Below are 16,230 nucleotides of genomic sequence, written 5' to 3'. Positions count from 1 at the left end.
CGGGCCTTTACGGGCAGTTTGGCCCCCGCTTACCCTCCTTTGATTCCTCAGAGTCTTGAAGCGGGGGTCTTACTGCCCGTTAGACTGCGAAAAATGAGGGGGCATTTGCGGATATTTTAAGCAATATGGACAAGGGCTCTTTCCTTCTGGCTTCCCCTTCATATATTAGTAGGAGAAAGGAGTGAAACCCATGTGCCATTATTGTGTGGAAGAATATTATTACAAGAAAAAGGTCTGCTGCAAAAAGAAAGAAAAGCCTGAACATCACGGCTGCAAGAAATGTACTAGCGATTTTAAACACCACTGCTCCTGCAAAAAATGTTCCTTTGAGCATAAGAGCTGCTCCTGTAAAAAATGCACACCTGAAATTCATCATTGCACCTGCAATAAATGCTCATTTGAACGGCATTGCAGCTGCTGTAAAAAATGTTCCCACAGCTCCCACTATTAATCCGGTAAAACAGCGGACAGCATTGCTGACCGCTTTCTTTATTTTTTTGCTGCTCTCTTCAAACCCATCATCAAAAGGCGAATACCCAGAAAAAAGAGGATAAAGCCTATGAACGAATAAGTATGCTTCCAATGTATGAGCACAAACAAATCTAATAAGCTAAATAACGGTTCAATGATATAAGCAAACAAAATCCCAAGGCCCGCTGCTGCAGCCGCATAGCTTTTCCATGTGCTGAAGTACTGATAGATCAGCATCCCTGACACCGGAATGACCACAAAATCTGCTGGCACTAATGGCGGAATAAAATGAAACAGCTTATCGGGATATCCCCACAAAAGAAAGCTCACTCCCACAACATCCAGGAAACAGGCGAAGATCGCACAGATTAAGCCGAAAGTCAACATTTCAAATAACCTGCCCTTATCCACCAGCCTCCACCAAATAAAAAATGGCAAAATGCTCGCAGCCAGCAGCAGCCACCAATTAAAACTGAACAAATCCTCATGTACCCAATGTTCAAGAGAAATATCTCTTAATTTCTCCCTAAGGGTTTGCTCATCTTCATATGAAGGAATGCGGCTCATCTCATCACCTGCCAGTTTGTGTTGGTATCTTGTTACACATTTTCCCCTATATAAGGAGTTACATACAGTAAGCAGATGGTTTTAGTGAACTATTGGCGAAAAGGGGTGTACCAAACTTAGCGATCATATGCATCCTCATTAGCTTGGCGGACTGAGCAAACTTCAGTCCCATAAAAAAACGGCCGGCAGAGCCAGCCGCTTTCATACCTATTGCTGTCCAGTATAAATCTTGATTGCATCCCTTAAAAACTCAGCGGCACCCGGCCGCACTTTATCATAATAAGCTTTAAACCTTTCATCTGCCACATACATTTCCGCCAGGCCGGCGTGGGCCTCTTTGCTGTATTCGCTCCAATAATATGTGATCCATTGCTTATGCAGGCCGGCTGCTTTTTGAGCAAGCTCTCCTGCCGGATCACCCGTTTCCATGGCCTGGTCCAGGGTGCTGTTTATCTCTTCAGCCAGTTTGGTAACTGCCTCATGCTCCTCCCGCGTCATGTTCATAAGTTTGGCATTCGACTTCTCAACCATCTCCTCACCATATTTTTCGCGGATTTCCTTTCCGTATTGCTTCTCATTATCTTCAATCATTTTCTTTTTGAACCCTTCAAACTTTTCTTTATCCGACATGGTCGATCTCCCTTCCGCTGACGCGATCGTTTTTTCTACATTCGTAATAAGCAGATCAAGCTGCTTTCTTTTCTCAAGGAGTTTCTCGCGATGCTCCTTCAGTGCATCCGCAGCATCGAAAGCAGGTGCTGTGATGATTTCCTTGATCTGATCAAGGCTGATGCCAAGCTCTCTATAAAATAGAATCTGCTGAAGTCTGTCAACTTCCTTTTGGCCATAAATCCGATATCCCGACGAATTGGTTCTTGCCGGCTTAAGAATCCCAATTTCATCATAATACCTGAGGGTCCTCGAGCTGACCCCGGCCAGCTGCGCGAGCTTCTGCACTGTGTATTCCATGCGATGGTCCTCCTTTCTAGAAAAGCGGAAGCGCCTCCAGATGAACTTCAACTAAAAACCGCCACGTCCTGTGGCGAACGTTGAAGTCAGCACATCCTGTGCAAGCCCGACAGGCATAAGACGAATCACGCAGGAAATCCTGATTTCTGGAGTGATTTGGCTTATGACCCCGAGCTGCTCAAAGCATCATTCTTCGAATCATGCTCCTCGCAAGTAATTCATGGGAGGAAATTCATGAAGAAAATACTGGCTAGGCGCTGCAGCTAGACATTGAAAAGTTATAGAAAGTACTTTCTGTTACTAACGATACACCTTTACGCAGCGTGAAGGTCAACCATATTTTTTAAAAAATTAATCCAGCTTTTTAATCAGGAGAGCGGCGGTTGTCCTGGAGATTCTGCATCCTTCCAAGTCAGCTTCCTTAATCAATCCAAGATCCATGGCGGATTTTATTTTCCCTTCATCCGGACGCTTTTGGATCAGATCGATAAGATTCAGCTCCTCCAATTTGTTGACAGTTGGAACGGGGTCGAATTTCTCCGTCCTTCTAATCTGCCTCTGCAGTTTGTAGCTATCAATCTTGACTTCCCCTTTTTCATTCTGTCCGACTGCTGTATCGAAATACTGATGGAACAGGTCTTTCAATTTATCCAGTTCTGCTTCAAGGTCTTTCTTCCTTCGGTTCAGCTCATCAAAACGGGACAGCATCTCTTTTGTAATCATGGTTGGATCGCCTCTTTTCTTGGATGATACTTCATCTTATTTAGGAAGCGGAAGATTTATGCATAATCCAAGAACATACGTTCCCAAATACATACTCATTAGAGATGTTGTAAAATGGAATTAACTAGGAGGGGACTTAATGTTTTTGATGATTTTTTGGGGAATTCTCGGATTGTATGTTTTGTTTTCACTTCTCATTCTGCCCATGCAATACCGTTTTTTGGTCAACCTTAAAGAGATGGAGGCCAAAAATAAAGCGAAAGGGAAAACACAGGGAGAAATGTATGACAGCATGAGAGTGGATGAATTGGTTCTGCATGAGAACATGCAGGGAAACCCGATCTTTTTTCTGGCCAATTTGCTGGCATCGGTTATCTATCGAATTAAGCATTAAATAGCCTGGCAGGCTTCCGCCAGGCATTTTTTTATTGCAATTCCTCCAGCGCAATCGTCTGGTAGGCTTGAAAAAAGGAATCGCAGAACATATCCCACTCTTCAGCCGCTTCCATGGAAGCTTCGCTCACTTCCCCGCACACCGGGCGCTGCAGGAGATCCGTCAGCTGCTCCGCAAATCGATCAATCGTTTCCTTAGAAGTACCTGCAAGCACATTTGACACGAATTCACCCGGCGGATACCAGTCTGCCACTCTCTGAATATCCCGGTAAATTTGCGTCAGCAGCAGATTGCGCGGCCCTTCCCACTGCTCATTGACGACGACATCCCGGAAGATGCGCGGCAATGATGAGAATTCCTCCATGACACCATGGCCGGCAAAGACAGAGATAGCATCGCGCAGCACCTCTGCCCCTTCGTTTGTGGCACAGATTTTCTGCAGCAGCACAATCTCCCTCAAGTTAAAGAGCTGTTTTCTCCGTTCGATCGGCTGATCCACCGGAATCCCGGCATTCAGCGGCTGGTCAAGGCGGAGGAATAGATCATAGGTTTTAAAAGCGCCTGCAGCTGTCCTATGGGCGGCATTTTCTATTTTTTTCAGCGTTCTCGCTGATAGCGGGTAATCTTTTACCTTTTTGCCAAAAACAGTCCGGAAATCGCCATAAAGATTGGCTTCCCGGGCTGCACGGAGCATAAAGGCGGCACAGGCGATGCCGATTTCAAGGCGGGATAGTGTCAGAACGATGCCGACTGCAACGGCCACCCCTTTTCCTGCCGGGCCAACCGGGTAAGCAAGAGCCCCATTATACTGAAATTCCCCTGTAGGCAGCTCGGCCGTGCCCATTTTCCACTTGATCCGGTTGATCTCATAGCTATTGCGCTTTTCCTTCTCCTTCTCACCAGGAAGCCAGGAGGGCACAATGAACGTGGACACTTTATCAGTGCCGGAAATCTTAGCAGTGACCACGGAATAGTCGGCATGTGCAACCGAGCAGAAAAATTTATTGCCATAAAGGCGATAGATTTTACCATCTGGGACCGCCTCAAGCACATTGGCAGGCAAATCGGATCCTCCCTGTATCTCCGTCATGAATTGGGCACCGATGGCAAAATCCCCGTCCAGTCCCTCTTTCGTATGCTGTAAAATTTTATCCAGCTCAGGAATATCTTCATTCGGATATTGTTCAAGGAGTGCAATTAATCCAATCGTGCATGTCAGCGGACAGGCGACACCCGCTTCCCCCAGCTGGTGAATCAGCATCCGCTTCACGAAACTTTCCCAGGACGTCATGCGGCTTGAAAAAAGTCCCTCCCCAAACACTTCTTTTTCCAGCTGATGAGTTTCCAATGGTCGGACGACACGGTCAATGCGGTGATTGAAGGCATCAAAATGAAGCATATACGGACGGGATTCAGGCCTTGCTGCACTTTCTGCAAGCGTGTTCCATCTGGACGAAACAGCCGGAGAAAAATCCTGCAGTTCATTATGTATCTGTTCATATTGCGAGCCTGCATATTTTTTTAAGGCCTTTTTCAAAAAGGGATCATCCTTATACCAATCCTGGTTGGCACGCCGGTCTAAAAACTCATCAAATGTGTATGAATTCTTGCCTCTTATCTGCTGGTCCCGGGAAGTTATCGTCATGGAAAAATCACTCCTTTTTTGATTGACAAATACCAATTTTCAGAATTATTATAAAACTAAGCTAACGTTAACGTCAACTAGGAGGATACATAATGCCAGGTGAAAAAGTTTTTACCATCAGCGAGCTTGCGGCAATGTTTGACATCAGCTCCAGGACGATCCGCTATTACGAGGAAATTGGAATGCTGACTTCGGAAAATCGCGACAGCCTGACCAAGCAGCGCACCTATACGAACCGTGAACGACGGCGCCTGAAGATGATTCTGCGGGGGAAAAAACTCGGCTTCGGCCTTCAGGAAATCAGAGAAATGATTGAGCTGTATGAATCGAACCCGGAAGGCGAAGCGGAGAAAAGCAGAATTATTGCATTTGCTGACAGCAAGCTGAGGGAAATCGAAGAGCAGATCATGCAGCTGCAAATGCTGCGGGAAGACATTTTAACGTACAAAGCAAAGTATGAAAACAGCCGGGTGAAGACATAGATTCATTTTAATAAGGGGCTGAGTATAGTGGGAGCAACCATTCACGGAGTATTGGAGAGAAATGCAAGGAAGTTTCCAGAAAAGGACGCCTTTATGACGGTGTCGAACCGCCTTACATACGGAGAGATGAACCGCCAATGCAACAGGCTGGCACGATATCTTCAGAATGAAGGAGTCCGGAGGGGCGATCGGGTTGCGGTAATGTCCCGCAATACGGAGCACTTCTTTTATGCTTTTTTTGCCTGCATGAAGATCGGCGCGATTCCGATGCCGGTGAATATCCGTTTGATACCGAAGGAATTGGGGGCAATTTTTCAAAATGCGAATGCTACTGGGGTTCTGTATGAGGATGAGCTTGCTGAAACAGTGACGTCGTTAAAAGAGAATTTGAATTTCTATTTTTCTATACAGGGTGCGGTAGAGGCTTCTGCTCATTTTTCTGACGGCAATCTCGATGTGCCAATTGATTCGCGGGATGTCTGTGAGATTCTTTTTACATCCGGAACAACCGGGACGCCAAAGGGAGTTGTGTTCAGCCATGAACGCATTCTGGCGATCGCTTCGGCTGTTTCGGTCAATTTCAACTTGTCGCATAATGATTCCATGCTCACCCTGATGCCGCTCTCCCACTCTGCTCCTTTGAATACCTTTTTCATGAGCGGGCTTTATTGCGGAGCATCCCATGTGATCGGCGACTTTACTCCAAAGGGCTTCCTGAACTGGATTCAGCAGGAAAAGACGACCTTCTCATTTGCGGCACCTGTTGCCTATTTGCTTGCGGCCAAGGATCCGGATTTGGCTTCCTATGATTTGTCCACCATGCGTGTCTTTGCCTATGGCGGCGGCCCGCTGGCCCTTGCCTCCTATCACCATGTGAAAAAGGCATTCCGTAACGAAAACTTCTATCAGGTATACGGACTGACGGAAGCGGGACCAAATGGCATTCTTTTATACCCGGAAGAGCATCTGGAGAAGGCCGGAAGCATCGGCAAAAATCCGACGGTGAACATGGAAATCCGGATCGTCCGGCCGGATGGCACCGATACGGCTCCAAATGAATATGGCGAGATTCTTCTGACTGGCGACAGCCTCATGCTTGGTTATGACAATAATCCGGCTGAAACGAATACTGTGCTGAAAGGCGGCTGGCTCTATACCGGCGACATTGCCTACAGGGATGAGGATGGCTACTTTTACATCGTGGACCGTAAAAAGGATGTCATTATTTCGGGCGGCGTCAACATTTATCCGCGTGAAATTGAAGAAGTACTCGCGAAGCATGACGCGGTTTTGGAGTCCTGTGTCGTCGGTGTGCCTCATGAAGAATGGGGTGAGACCGTTAAAGCAGTCGTTGTACTGAAGGGCCAGGTGTCTGAGGAAGAATTGCGGGTGTTTACAGCCGAACATCTCGCAGAATTTAAGTGTCCGCGGATCTATTCCTTTGTGGATGAACTGCCGCGGAATGCAAGCGGAAAGATTTTGAAGCAGCAGGTGAAATTGGTGCATGCTTAATTGCGGCGAATATCAGGTGCTTGGGAGGGCGCCTGATTTTTTAGAGTCACCAGCAGGAATCCGCCCCTAAAAAAAGTAACTTACTAGTATAACCAAACAATCAGGAGGCCACATGAAGTCAAGAACCGAAACCGAGATGATGAATCTGATTCTATCAACTGCCAAAGAAGATGAGCGGGTTCGTGCGGTCATTCTTAATGGATCGCGCGCGAATCCTAATCTAAAGAAAGATATCTTTCAGGATTATGATATTGTGTACAAAGTGAGGGACATGGAGTCCTTCACCTTTGATCATAGCTGGGTAGATGTATTTGGCGAGCGGGTTATGGTGCAGATGCCGGAGGAGAAGGTGCTGCCGCCTGCCGATGGGAACGGCCGCTTTCCCTATCTGATGCAGTTTATGGACGGGAACCGGATTGATCTGACTTTGATTCCGGCTGAAAAGTTCGATGAGCTGCTGGACCATGACAGCCTGAGTGTGCTGCTTCTTGATAAGGATGGGCTGATTGGGTCCCTGCCGCCAGCCAGTGACCGGGATTACCACATCAAGAAACCTGATGCCAGAGAGTTTGCAGATCTGTGCAATGAGTTTTGGTGGATTACGATGAATGTCAGTAAAGGACTTTGGCGCAGGGAGCTGACTTACGCGATGTTTATGCATGAGCAGATCAACCGCAATGTGCTGATAACCATGCTGGAATGGAAGGCCGGCATCACAGCAGATTTTACAATAAGTTTAGGCAAAGCTGGAAAGCTTCTGCCCGATTATCTTTCAGGCGGGGAATGGGAACAGTTTCAGGCTACATACTCAGACGCCGAATTTGAACACATCTGGGATGCCCTTTTTACCATGTGCTCCCTTTTCAGACATACAGCTGTTGAGGTCGCGGAGAAACTCGGCTTTGAGTACCCATTTGAAGATGATAAGCGTGTGACCGGATTCTTAAAGCATATCCGCAGCCTGCCTGCAGACGCCCAATCCATCTATTAAAAAAAATCCCCTAGGCTCAGGGGATTTTTCTAGTTGTTCTTTAATTCCAGCTGTTCGAACGCAGACCAGTTCACCATTTTTTCCAAAAGAATGGAGATCAGGACGCCCATCAGCAGCCCGTTTGAGATAAATGGCTGAATCAATACAGGGAATTCCGCGAACACGGCAGACGGTGTATTCATCAGGCTGATGCCGACCAGGACGGGTGCCGCTAAACGGAAGATGGTATCTGAGTTGAACACTTTTCCGCTTAAGCTATTGAAAGCAGTCCCGAACAGCTGCAGATACGCGACAAACAGAACGGCGTTCCCGACTGTTACCGGCATGCCGGCGAGCCATGAGCCCAAGTGCGGGACCAGGCCAATTACAGTTAAGAGCGCTCCCCCAATGAAGAAGGGTGTTCTCATCAATACGCGGGTACTCTGCAGGAATCCGATCGATGAGGTGAATGGCGTATACGGCACAAGGCCAAACCCGCATCCAATTACTGTGAAGACCGAGGTAATAAAAATCGAGCCGCGGTACTCGCGCTTCCCGGATTCCTTTTTAAACAGGAGGTCACCAGAACTGATCGAAGCGACTGTGTTGCTAAGGTTCATCAGACACGCAAAGAAGGCTACTGCCACAATTCCGATTTCCAGGTTAGGCTGTCCCAGCGGAAAGAGTGTAAAGCTCACATCTCCGGATGCCGTCGCCTGTACTGCTTCACCGGCAAACAAGAGATCATAGCCGATCCACCCTGCCAGCAAGCCTATTAAAATAGAAAAATTACTGATGAGGGCATTCCCTTTTAATTTTAATAAACTCACAAAAATGACGAGAGCAAAGGAATAAAGCGTAATCGGCACATCAATGGTGCCCTGCTCGCCGACCTTCATCATGCCTTTAAAAAAAATGAAAATCAGCTGAAAGGTTAATAGAAACAAATAAACGGACATCACCATCGGGCTGAAGATTGATTTTAGCAGTGAAATGCCATTGAATGCTGCGAGTATCAGCGTAACAGCCGATGCCAGCAGTACGCCTGTCGCAATTCCGCCCCCGATTTCCGAATAGCTCATGCCAAGGGAAGATGCCGACAGGCCAAGGTTCAGGATGACTCCCCACAGCAAGCCGGAATGACCTTCCATAAGCGGATAGCGATGCCCTTTCCAGCCCTGAAAAATGGTCGCCAGCCCCGTAAAGATAAGCGAGGCTCTCAGCATCATCGCAATCGTTTCGCCCGGAAGCCCGAAGACGGTTCCAACTGATATCGGGACCATCACGGTATTTGCAAAAATAAAAAATAGCCATTGAACAGAAGAAAATATCGTCACGGTACCAAACCGTTTATCCAAGATGCCAACACTTCTTTCTATTATTTCGTTTCTCTAAAAATAACTAGCTATTATTATAGTACAAATTTCGAGAAATTTCTTTGGGTTTATCTTGAAGAAAAGTAGAAATAGGGAGAAAGTGGAGGCGAATAGGAAAAGCCCGCAAAATCTTGCGGGCGCTGCTCCATTTTTACATAAGTCCGGAAAACCATAGTCCAAGCGCAGTGCCGACATAGTTGCCGATGATATAGCCCAGTGTTCCGACAACGAGAATCGGTCCAATCAGGTCCTTCCAGCCCTTGGCGATGGCCATGGCGGCAGCGGTGGTTGGTCCGCCGACATTGGCATTGCTGGCCAGGAGGATTTCTTCGAGATCATATTTTAATAGTTTGCCTGCAGTTAATGATACGGCCAGGTTCACTACTACGATGATGAACACAAACACCAGCAGCAGCGGGGCATTCTCGATTATGAGCGGGATTGATGCCGGAATGCCGATCACGACAAAGAACAAATAAATCAGGAATGTGCCGATTTCCTGGCTCCCGTTAATAGACTCAAAGTATCTCGGGAACATGGCCAGAGCCAGGAATGTCAAAGTAGTAAGCATCAGATACTTGTCTCCAAACAGCCCATTTACAAGATTTATAAAGAAAGAGACTTCATCTCCGGAAGGAATGGCCTTATCCAGGAATTCAGCAATCTTAAAAGCTATAATCACCAGTAAAAAAGCCGTTCCAACGGATAAAGCGATATCCTTTAATGAAATGTCCTTTCGCTTCCAAAAGCTTTCCGCAAGTGTCTTCCCTTCTTCTCCTATGCTTCCGCTTTCTACCTGATCTACATGCGGCGTTTTATACCGGCTCCGAAAAAATCCAATGGCTGGCACCATCATCAGAACAACGAAGTAAATCGCCATCATTAAATTATCAGCAACAACTGCGGCTGAAACCATTTCTCCTGGCGTTTCAAATTTTGCAGCCATGGCAGCGAAGTTAACCCCGCCGCCAATATAGGATGCGCTGAGCATCGCTCCCAGTTTATCGAGCACGGGAATATGATCTTTCAGCAAGAAAAAGCTGATGATCACACCTGCCACTGTTCCAATGGAGCTGATCAGAAAGATAATCAGCAGACGGCCGCTTTCCTGCCAGATTCTTTTAATATTCACATGAAAAAGAAGCAATGGGATTGCGAGCGGAATGATAAATGTCCAGACTGCATCGTAAACCGGTGATGCTGTCGGAATAATGCCCGTATTAGATAGAATGATAGCGCCAATCAGGGCAACAATCGCCCCTGAAATTTTTGCAGCCCACCTGTAACGCTGCTCCAGATAAATGCTTGCCGAGGCCCACACCACAATAATTCCCCATAGTGTTACATAATCATCAGCTTTAATAAGTGTCTGCTCCAATAGCATTTCCTCCTTTTTTACAGTATCACTACCCATCATATTAGCTCTATCTCTTCTAAAATTCAAAATATTCAAACCGAATGGTTTGATTCGACAAAATTCGAGTGGTGCCTGTCACCAAAAATTATTTTATTTTTTTTTGAATCCGAAAGTGTCCTTTCGTACGTCTAGATGGCAGACACTTTTTTAGAAGGAAGGTTATTGCGTGATAGAAGTTAGAGGATTAAGCCATGCGTTTGAGATTGGCAAAAAAGAAAAGAAGACGGTTATTCCTGTATTGGAGGATGTTTCTTTTTCAGTGGAAAAAGGAGAGATTGTCACAATTGTGGGCAGGAGCGGATCAGGTAAGTCGACCCTTCTAAATATCATCAGCGGTTTTATTAAGCCAAAGCAAGGAGAAGTGTGGATACATGGCGAGAAGGTCAGTGACTATAACGAAGGCAAATTCGCTGATTTCCGCCTGGCGAATCTCGGATTCATTTTCCAAAGCTTTCAGCTGATTCCGAGCATGACGGCTTACCAAAATGTCGAGCTTCCTCTCATTCTCAAAGGGATGGCTGAAAAGGAAAGACTGCAGAAGACGGAAGAGACGTTAAAGCGGGTAGGCCTTATCGAATATAAAGATCATTACCCAAGTGAGCTTTCCGGCGGACAGCAGCAGCGCGTCAGCATTGCCCGTGCGCTTGTCGTGAATCCTCCCCTCATTCTGGCGGATGAACCGACAGGCAGCCTGGACAGCGAAACAGAAAACGAGCTGCTGCAGTTCATTCAAGAGCTGAACCGTGATCTGGGCATAACGTTTCTGATTATTACACACGACGAAAAAGTGGCAGCCATCGGCCATAAGACAATTGAAATCACAGATGGAAGGGTAATGGAGGGTGTATTTGCATGAATGTAAAAGATCAATTCAGATTTGTAAGGCAAAATATGAAGAAGAATAAAACAAGGCTGTTTATGACAATTTTAGCCACAGCGATTGGATGTACCTTTCTGATTGTGCTGGCATCGGTCGGATTCGGGCTTCATAAATCGATCATCCAGGATGTAATGGAAGACAGCCTTGTTACGGAAATTCAGGTTCACGGCAAGGAAATGGGCGAAGGAAATTTCCAGGGCATAAAAGATGAGGATATCAAACATTTTCAAGAAATCACCGGGGTAAAAGCAGTCACCCGCAGGCAATCTCTGCAGCAAAGCCCGATCTTTAAAACAGAGGATTATACCGCTCAATCAGAGACCGTTTCGGCTTATTTTCCGGAAGAAGTGAAAGCAGGATTCAAGCTGTCTGAAGGAAGACTCCCGGAAAAAGAGTATGAAGTCGTGGTTGGCTCCTCCTTTGCGGATGGTTTGTCTCTGGAGCCGAAAGAAGGAGAAAACGCCTTTAATGAGGATGGCTCTATAAAAGAAGAATACGCCTACAAGGGTGAGTTAGTCGGAAAGACCATTGAAATGGAAGTGGTCAAAATGGAGGATGGCAAGGAAGTCAAGAAGTCCATTCCCCTAACCATAACCGGGGTCACGAAGAAGCCTTCTAAAGAATGGATGCAGATCCGCACAGTCTTCATTTCCGAAGACATTTTTAAGGAAGTGGAAGCTTACACCGGCACACTTGGCGGCAGTCCGGAGGAAGTGGAAGGAGCTTCCGGGGATACCGGCCGAATATACGATAGTGTCAGCCTTTATGCTAAAGATGTCGAGGCAGTTACAGGGATCAATGACAAATTGAAAGAAGACAATTATATGGTTTATTCTATCGTGAATGAGATGAAGCAGATTAATATGGTTTTTACGATTCTAAAAATCGGCCTTCTCTTCATCGGAACCATCGCTTTAATCATTGCTTCCATCGGCATTTATAATACAATGACGATGGCCGTTACGGAGCGTGCCCCAGATATCGGCATTATGAAAGCAATCGGTGCCCATCCAAAAACGATTAAGCGGATCTTTGTCCTTGAAAGCAGCTATATCGGACTGCTAGGCGCCCTGTTTGGCACGATTGTTGCTTATGGTATCAGTTATGCGGTCAACCTGGCCCTTCCGCTCGTTCTGGAAAGAGTATTTGAGGAAGCCCCGCCTGAGGGACTCATGCTTTCTTATATCCCTTGGTCCCTTACTCTGATCAGTGTGGCGATTTGCCTGACAGTCACCATCTTCTCCGGCTGGCGTCCGGCCAAGCGCGCGACACAGGTGGATGTCCTGAAGGCAATGAGACGGGAAGTATAATAGAAAAAACATCGCTGGTTTAAGCCGGCGATGTTTTTTTATTATAGCTTGAATGCTTCCTCGCGAACCTTCTGCAGGAATTCCTCTACCACCTTCATGTTGTTTTTATCGCCGCCAAGCTTCAGCATGGCCCTTCCAACGAAGTTAATTCCTTTATTTTCCCCTTCATAAATAAACCTGGTGTGGGATTCATCGATTTTGACCAGCGTAAATGCGAGGGTGATTTCAAAGGCTTTTCCCAATACAAAATGGATTTGCTTATGCTTTTTATCATCTGAATTCTCATAAGCCAGCGTTTCGACAATATAAGTTTCGAGGCGCTTGCCTTCTCTGTAGGTTTGCCTGTGCTTTGCCCCTGCTTCATCTTCCCTTTTTTCGATCAGGGTATGCTCTTCCACCTTGGGCATGATTTTCTTTATGTGCTGGTCGGAAAACAAGTTCCACACCTTTTCAATATTCCTTTCAATCATGATTTCTTCTTTCCAATGAATCACGATTCTACCTCCTTCCCCGATTCCAAAAAGGCATCGATTTCCTCTATTTGACCTTGAAGCTCCTTCATCTGCTTCTTGATCAGCTTTCTTTTTTGCATCAGCAACGCTTCCAGATTGGCGAATGATTCATCCTCCATCACAGAAATCATTTCCTGAATGGTGAAGCCTAATCTTCGTAGCTTTATTATAAGGATAGCCAAAAAGTAGCTGCCGTCATCGTAATACCGGTAATTGTTTTTTGAGTCAATAAAAGCGGGTTCCAGCAGCTTTACTTCTGCGTAATATCGCAAAGTTTCCTTCGTTAACCCGGTCATTTCCGAAAACTCGCTGATCTTGTACATCGCTTCCTCCTTACTATCTTAAAGTGTGGGGTGCACCACATGGTCAATGTTTTTTTAAATAATATTATGTATATCACAATGCACATCAGATAGAAAGAGAAAGAAAAAGCCTCTGGCGGCATGATCCTTTGAGGCTTTTTTCCATTATAGATTTCAACTAGACTCCAGGAAACGCACACTTCGTTCTTCCTAATAGTTTTTTGCTATGCTCGCCATTATAGGATTAGAACAAGAGCATAAAAAAACATCGCACTCTAGCGGCGATGCTTCCCGGCTTACCCATTTAAAAACAAGGTAGCCGTTGCATATTTCTTTGTCAGTGACTTGTAGTAGGCCGATAATACGGTGAGGGAGGCCGTTACAAGAATATTCGAGACGATGTCTTTCTGCTGATCCGTAAAATCCTGAAAGCTATCCAATGTCTGCAAGGCTTCCTGCTTGATGCATCTCTCAATGCCATCATGCATGTTTTCGCCTAATATATTATGATGATGGGCTTTTTCAAAAATAGCCGCGTAAGCAGAATAAAATGGGATCGGCTCAATCAAATCGTCTGACCTGTCATCGAGATCATTAAAAAGGAGATCCAGAATTTTCCGGATAGAATCGAAATCGAGTGTCGCTTTCAGATCCTCCACGATAAAAAGCATGGCAGCCTGGTCAACTGAATATTTCTTGCCGATCTGCGGACTGCCAATCAGGTTCTTCACATCCCGCTTCACCCAGTTTTGAACGGCAGTTGATGATAACTGGGTGAATTCAATCTGGTTCCCCAGTGCGACAATTTCATTGATGGAAAAGCCGATGTTCTGCAAATCTGCCCGCAGCAATTTTTCAAATATGGCCGGCATTTTCGTATCGAGAAAAGCTTCCGTTGATATTCCTTTTTTTGCATGAGCGGCTGCCCATGCCTGCTGAAGGATTTGTTTGGGCGAAAGCTCCCCTTCCCCCTTCAGCGACAGCAGGAAATCAGCCATGCTTTTCCTTGATAGCTGGAATAATTCCAAGGTAATCAGCCCCTGCGTTCTCTATTCAATGCTTTCATCCTAATCGTTTCAATGATTACAGTCAATGTCTATTTCAGCTAGCCTAGTTATGACTTGCCATTTTTATAGAAAAATTATATTATATAGTCAGATGACAAGTTCATATGAACTCAAAATAGATAAAAAGGGTGAGGAAATGGGTAAACGAATTTTTTACTTTTTATTGACGAACGTGCTTGTTCTATTGACAATTAGTATTATTTTCTCGCTGATTGGCGGAGGTAATTACATTAATGCCCAGGGCGGCATTGATTTCGGCGCATTGCTGGTATTCAGTGCGGTCATTGGCTTCTCCGGCTCTTTCATTTCTCTGTGGATGTCCCGCTGGATGGCCAAGAAAATGATGAATGTCCAGGTGCTGGATCCGAACGGTGCCCTTTCAGGAGCTGAACGGGACATCGTGGAGAAAGTTCACTGCCTTTCAAGAGCGGCAGGCTTAACACATATGCCGGAAGTCGGGATCTACCACTCTCCTGAAGTGAACGCTTTTGCGACAGGTCCTTCGAAAAAACGCTCGCTTGTGGCAGTTTCAACTGGACTGCTGCAGGAAATGGATGACGATGCCATTGAAGGTGTTATCGCCCATGAGGTGGCACATATTGCAAACGGAGACATGGTCACCATGACCCTTCTCCAGGGGGTTGTCAACACATTCGTTGTCTTCCTTGCCAGAATCGCGGCGTGGGTGGCATCCCGTTTTGTCAGAGAAGAGATGGCGCCAATTGTGCATTTCATCGCGGTAATCGTGTTCCAGATCGCCTTCTCGATCCTTGGAAGTCTTGTCGTCTTCGCCTACTCCCGCCATCGCGAGTTCCATGCGGACCGCGGCGGTGCTGACCTGGCCGGCAAAGACAAAATGACACATGCCCTGCAGATGCTGAAGGCCTACTCCAACCGCATCAAGGGAGAAGAACAGACAGCTATTTCCACTTTGAAAATTAATAACAGAAGCAAAGCTTCCCTTTTCTCAACCCATCCTGATTTGGATGAGCGCATTAGACGGCTGAGTGCAAAGTAAGTAAATAAGCGCAAAGTGCTTTAACCAGAAATTTCCATATCATTAAAAACAAAGCTATCCTTTTGCGGGATAGCTTTTTCTCATTTTTGTGAATGTTTTCCGCAAATTAAGTGTTCGTTTCCCAAATTTCACATTTAGCGGGCATCGTTTTTATTTCTCCAACTCTCCAAAAATTGTTTGCTCCTCCAATAAAAGGGTAACTTCTTAATATATAGCAGAAAAAAGCATCGGAGTAAGGCTGTGACGGTTTGTACCGATGCGGGCACGCTGTATGATCACTCAATTTAAGGAGGACTAGAACATGAACGGATTCCAGCGTATTGCACTTGTACTAACGATTATAGGAGCCATTAATTGGGGGCTGATTGGATTTTTCCAATTTGATTTAGTTGCCAGCTTATTCGGAGGACAGGATGCAATGTTATCAAGAATAGTCTATGGATTAGTGGGAATTGCCGGTCTCATCAATCTCGGTCTCCTCTTTAAACCAAGCCGCGAATATGACAGAGAACCTGAATCAAGGCCTGTACGATAAAGTGAAACTTCAATCAGTGGGGGTTTTCCTTCCCCCCACTGATTGTTAGTCGCGTTCTAGTGTCGCTAAGATCTCCGCTA

Annotated in this window: 18 protein-coding genes; 8 read left to right on the top strand and 10 right to left on the bottom strand. The window is 45.9% G+C overall.

Annotated elements, in window-relative coordinates; genetic code table 11:
• Window positions 1-79: 79 nt before the first annotated feature.
• The 4 genes from CE058_RS02010 to CE058_RS01995 all read right to left on the bottom strand — a co-directional run bounded on the left by CE058_RS02010 (window position 80) and on the right by CE058_RS01995 (window position 2,730).
• Entirely contained in the window at window positions 80-334 is a 255-nt protein-coding gene (locus tag CE058_RS02010) for a hypothetical protein (RefSeq protein WP_163139962.1), read from the bottom strand.
• A gap of 155 nt (window positions 335-489) precedes the next feature.
• Entirely contained in the window at window positions 490-1,038 is a 549-nt protein-coding gene (locus CE058_RS02005) for a CBO0543 family protein (RefSeq protein WP_048010795.1), read from the bottom strand.
• A 207-nt stretch (window positions 1,039-1,245) separates the two neighbouring features.
• Window positions 1,246-2,007, bottom strand: a complete 762-nt coding sequence (locus tag CE058_RS02000) for a MerR family transcriptional regulator (RefSeq protein WP_048010796.1) — start codon at window positions 2,005-2,007, stop codon at window positions 1,246-1,248.
• 351 nt (window positions 2,008-2,358) lie between these two features.
• A complete protein-coding gene (locus CE058_RS01995) occupies window positions 2,359-2,730 on the bottom strand; it encodes a hypothetical protein (protein ID WP_048010797.1) in 372 nt (123 codons plus the stop codon).
• A gap of 139 nt (window positions 2,731-2,869) precedes the next feature.
• Here CE058_RS01995 and CE058_RS01990 point away from each other — a divergent pair, with 139 nt between their 5' ends.
• Window positions 2,870-3,124 (top strand): DUF3949 domain-containing protein, encoded by a 255-nt coding sequence (locus CE058_RS01990; protein ID WP_048010798.1) that lies wholly within the window; start codon window positions 2,870-2,872, stop codon window positions 3,122-3,124.
• A 31-nt stretch (window positions 3,125-3,155) separates the two neighbouring features.
• Here the strand turns inward: CE058_RS01990 and CE058_RS01985 are convergent, their stop codons facing one another.
• Entirely contained in the window at window positions 3,156-4,769 is a 1,614-nt protein-coding gene (locus CE058_RS01985; protein ID WP_163139960.1) for an acyl-CoA dehydrogenase family protein, read from the bottom strand.
• A 92-nt stretch (window positions 4,770-4,861) separates the two neighbouring features.
• Here CE058_RS01985 and CE058_RS01980 point away from each other — a divergent pair, with 92 nt between their 5' ends.
• The 3 genes from CE058_RS01980 to CE058_RS01970 all read left to right on the top strand — a co-directional run bounded on the left by CE058_RS01980 (window position 4,862) and on the right by CE058_RS01970 (window position 7,754).
• Window positions 4,862-5,251 (top strand): MerR family DNA-binding protein, encoded by a 390-nt coding sequence (locus CE058_RS01980; protein ID WP_163139958.1) that lies wholly within the window; start codon window positions 4,862-4,864, stop codon window positions 5,249-5,251.
• Between the two features lie 27 nt (window positions 5,252-5,278).
• The gene (locus tag CE058_RS01975) at window positions 5,279-6,763 is read left to right on the top strand and encodes a class I adenylate-forming enzyme family protein (protein WP_163139956.1); all 1,485 of its coding nucleotides are present in this window, start codon (window positions 5,279-5,281) and stop codon (window positions 6,761-6,763) included.
• A 112-nt stretch (window positions 6,764-6,875) separates the two neighbouring features.
• Window positions 6,876-7,754, top strand: coding sequence for an aminoglycoside 6-adenylyltransferase (locus CE058_RS01970; protein WP_048010802.1), 879 nt, complete (start codon window positions 6,876-6,878; stop codon window positions 7,752-7,754).
• Between the two features lie 29 nt (window positions 7,755-7,783).
• On the opposite strand, the gene CE058_RS01965 is transcribed toward CE058_RS01970, so the two are convergent.
• Together CE058_RS01965 and CE058_RS01960 are read right to left on the bottom strand one after the other, a co-directional pair.
• Window positions 7,784-9,091, bottom strand: a complete 1,308-nt coding sequence (locus CE058_RS01965; protein WP_163139954.1) for a uracil/xanthine transporter — start codon at window positions 9,089-9,091, stop codon at window positions 7,784-7,786.
• A gap of 169 nt (window positions 9,092-9,260) precedes the next feature.
• Complete coding sequence (locus CE058_RS01960; RefSeq protein WP_163139951.1) at window positions 9,261-10,487, bottom strand: DUF819 family protein; 1,227 nt, start codon at window positions 10,485-10,487, stop codon at window positions 9,261-9,263.
• Between the two features lie 205 nt (window positions 10,488-10,692).
• Here CE058_RS01960 and CE058_RS01955 point away from each other — a divergent pair, with 205 nt between their 5' ends.
• Window positions 10,693-11,382, top strand: a complete 690-nt coding sequence (locus CE058_RS01955) for an ABC transporter ATP-binding protein (protein WP_163139950.1) — start codon at window positions 10,693-10,695, stop codon at window positions 11,380-11,382.
• On the top strand, window positions 11,379-12,716 hold the full coding sequence (locus CE058_RS01950; RefSeq protein ID WP_163139948.1) for an ABC transporter permease: 1,338 nt from the start codon (window positions 11,379-11,381) through the stop codon (window positions 12,714-12,716). The genes CE058_RS01955 and CE058_RS01950 overlap by 4 nt, the downstream gene beginning before the upstream one ends.
• A 41-nt stretch (window positions 12,717-12,757) precedes the next feature.
• On the opposite strand, the gene CE058_RS01945 is transcribed toward CE058_RS01950, so the two are convergent.
• The 3 genes from CE058_RS01945 to CE058_RS01935 form a co-directional block, all read right to left on the bottom strand.
• Window positions 12,758-13,210: an SRPBCC family protein gene (locus CE058_RS01945; RefSeq protein ID WP_163139946.1), complete on the bottom strand. Its 453-nt coding sequence runs from the start codon at window positions 13,208-13,210 to the stop codon at window positions 12,758-12,760.
• Entirely contained in the window at window positions 13,207-13,551 is a 345-nt protein-coding gene (locus CE058_RS01940; protein ID WP_163139944.1) for a MerR family transcriptional regulator, read from the bottom strand. The genes CE058_RS01945 and CE058_RS01940 overlap by 4 nt, the downstream gene beginning before the upstream one ends.
• A gap of 275 nt (window positions 13,552-13,826) precedes the next feature.
• Window positions 13,827-14,558 carry a DUF1836 domain-containing protein gene (locus CE058_RS01935; protein ID WP_163139942.1) on the bottom strand — a complete coding sequence of 244 codons (732 nt, stop codon included), beginning with the start codon at window positions 14,556-14,558 and terminating at the stop codon, window positions 13,827-13,829.
• Window positions 14,559-14,733: 175 nt separating this feature from the next.
• Here CE058_RS01935 and htpX point away from each other — a divergent pair, with 175 nt between their 5' ends.
• Both htpX and CE058_RS01925 read left to right on the top strand, forming a co-directional pair.
• On the top strand, window positions 14,734-15,615 hold the full coding sequence (gene htpX, locus CE058_RS01930) for a protease HtpX (RefSeq protein ID WP_163139940.1): 882 nt from the start codon (window positions 14,734-14,736) through the stop codon (window positions 15,613-15,615).
• Between the two features lie 301 nt (window positions 15,616-15,916).
• The gene (locus CE058_RS01925; protein ID WP_048010810.1) at window positions 15,917-16,150 is read left to right on the top strand and encodes a DUF378 domain-containing protein; all 234 of its coding nucleotides are present in this window, start codon (window positions 15,917-15,919) and stop codon (window positions 16,148-16,150) included.
• The last annotated feature ends 80 nt before the right edge of the window (window positions 16,151-16,230 follow it).

This window comes from Bacillus sp. 22-7 (assembly GCF_010628845.1).
GTDB lineage: Bacteria > Bacillota > Bacilli > Bacillales > Cytobacillaceae > Cytobacillus > Cytobacillus firmus_B.
The sequence above is the reverse complement of the archived record's forward strand: the minus strand, read 5'-3'. Positions and strand labels throughout refer to the sequence as shown.

Excerpts from the sequence above, each read along its gene's own strand:
- CE058_RS02010 (WP_163139962.1), bottom strand. The coding sequence starts at position 334 with ATGCTCAAAGGAACATTTTTTGCAGGAGCAGTGGTGTTTAAAATCGCT.
- CE058_RS02005 (WP_048010795.1), bottom strand. The coding sequence starts at position 1,038 with ATGAGCCGCATTCCTTCATATGAAGATGAGCAAACCCTTAGGGAGAAA.
- CE058_RS02000 (WP_048010796.1), bottom strand. The coding sequence starts at position 2,007 with ATGGAATACACAGTGCAGAAGCTCGCGCAGCTGGCCGGGGTCAGCTCG.
- CE058_RS01995 (WP_048010797.1), bottom strand. The coding sequence starts at position 2,730 with ATGATTACAAAAGAGATGCTGTCCCGTTTTGATGAGCTGAACCGAAGG.
- CE058_RS01990 (WP_048010798.1), top strand. The coding sequence starts at position 2,870 with ATGTTTTTGATGATTTTTTGGGGAATTCTCGGATTGTATGTTTTGTTT.
- CE058_RS01985 (WP_163139960.1), bottom strand. The coding sequence starts at position 4,769 with ATGACGATAACTTCCCGGGACCAGCAGATAAGAGGCAAGAATTCATAC.
- CE058_RS01980 (WP_163139958.1), top strand. The coding sequence starts at position 4,862 with ATGCCAGGTGAAAAAGTTTTTACCATCAGCGAGCTTGCGGCAATGTTT.
- CE058_RS01970 (WP_048010802.1), top strand. The coding sequence starts at position 6,876 with ATGAAGTCAAGAACCGAAACCGAGATGATGAATCTGATTCTATCAACT.
- CE058_RS01950 (WP_163139948.1), top strand. The coding sequence starts at position 11,379 with ATGAATGTAAAAGATCAATTCAGATTTGTAAGGCAAAATATGAAGAAG.
- CE058_RS01940 (WP_163139944.1), bottom strand. The coding sequence starts at position 13,551 with ATGTACAAGATCAGCGAGTTTTCGGAAATGACCGGGTTAACGAAGGAA.
- htpX (WP_163139940.1), top strand. The coding sequence starts at position 14,734 with ATGGGTAAACGAATTTTTTACTTTTTATTGACGAACGTGCTTGTTCTA.
- CE058_RS01925 (WP_048010810.1), top strand. The coding sequence starts at position 15,917 with ATGAACGGATTCCAGCGTATTGCACTTGTACTAACGATTATAGGAGCC.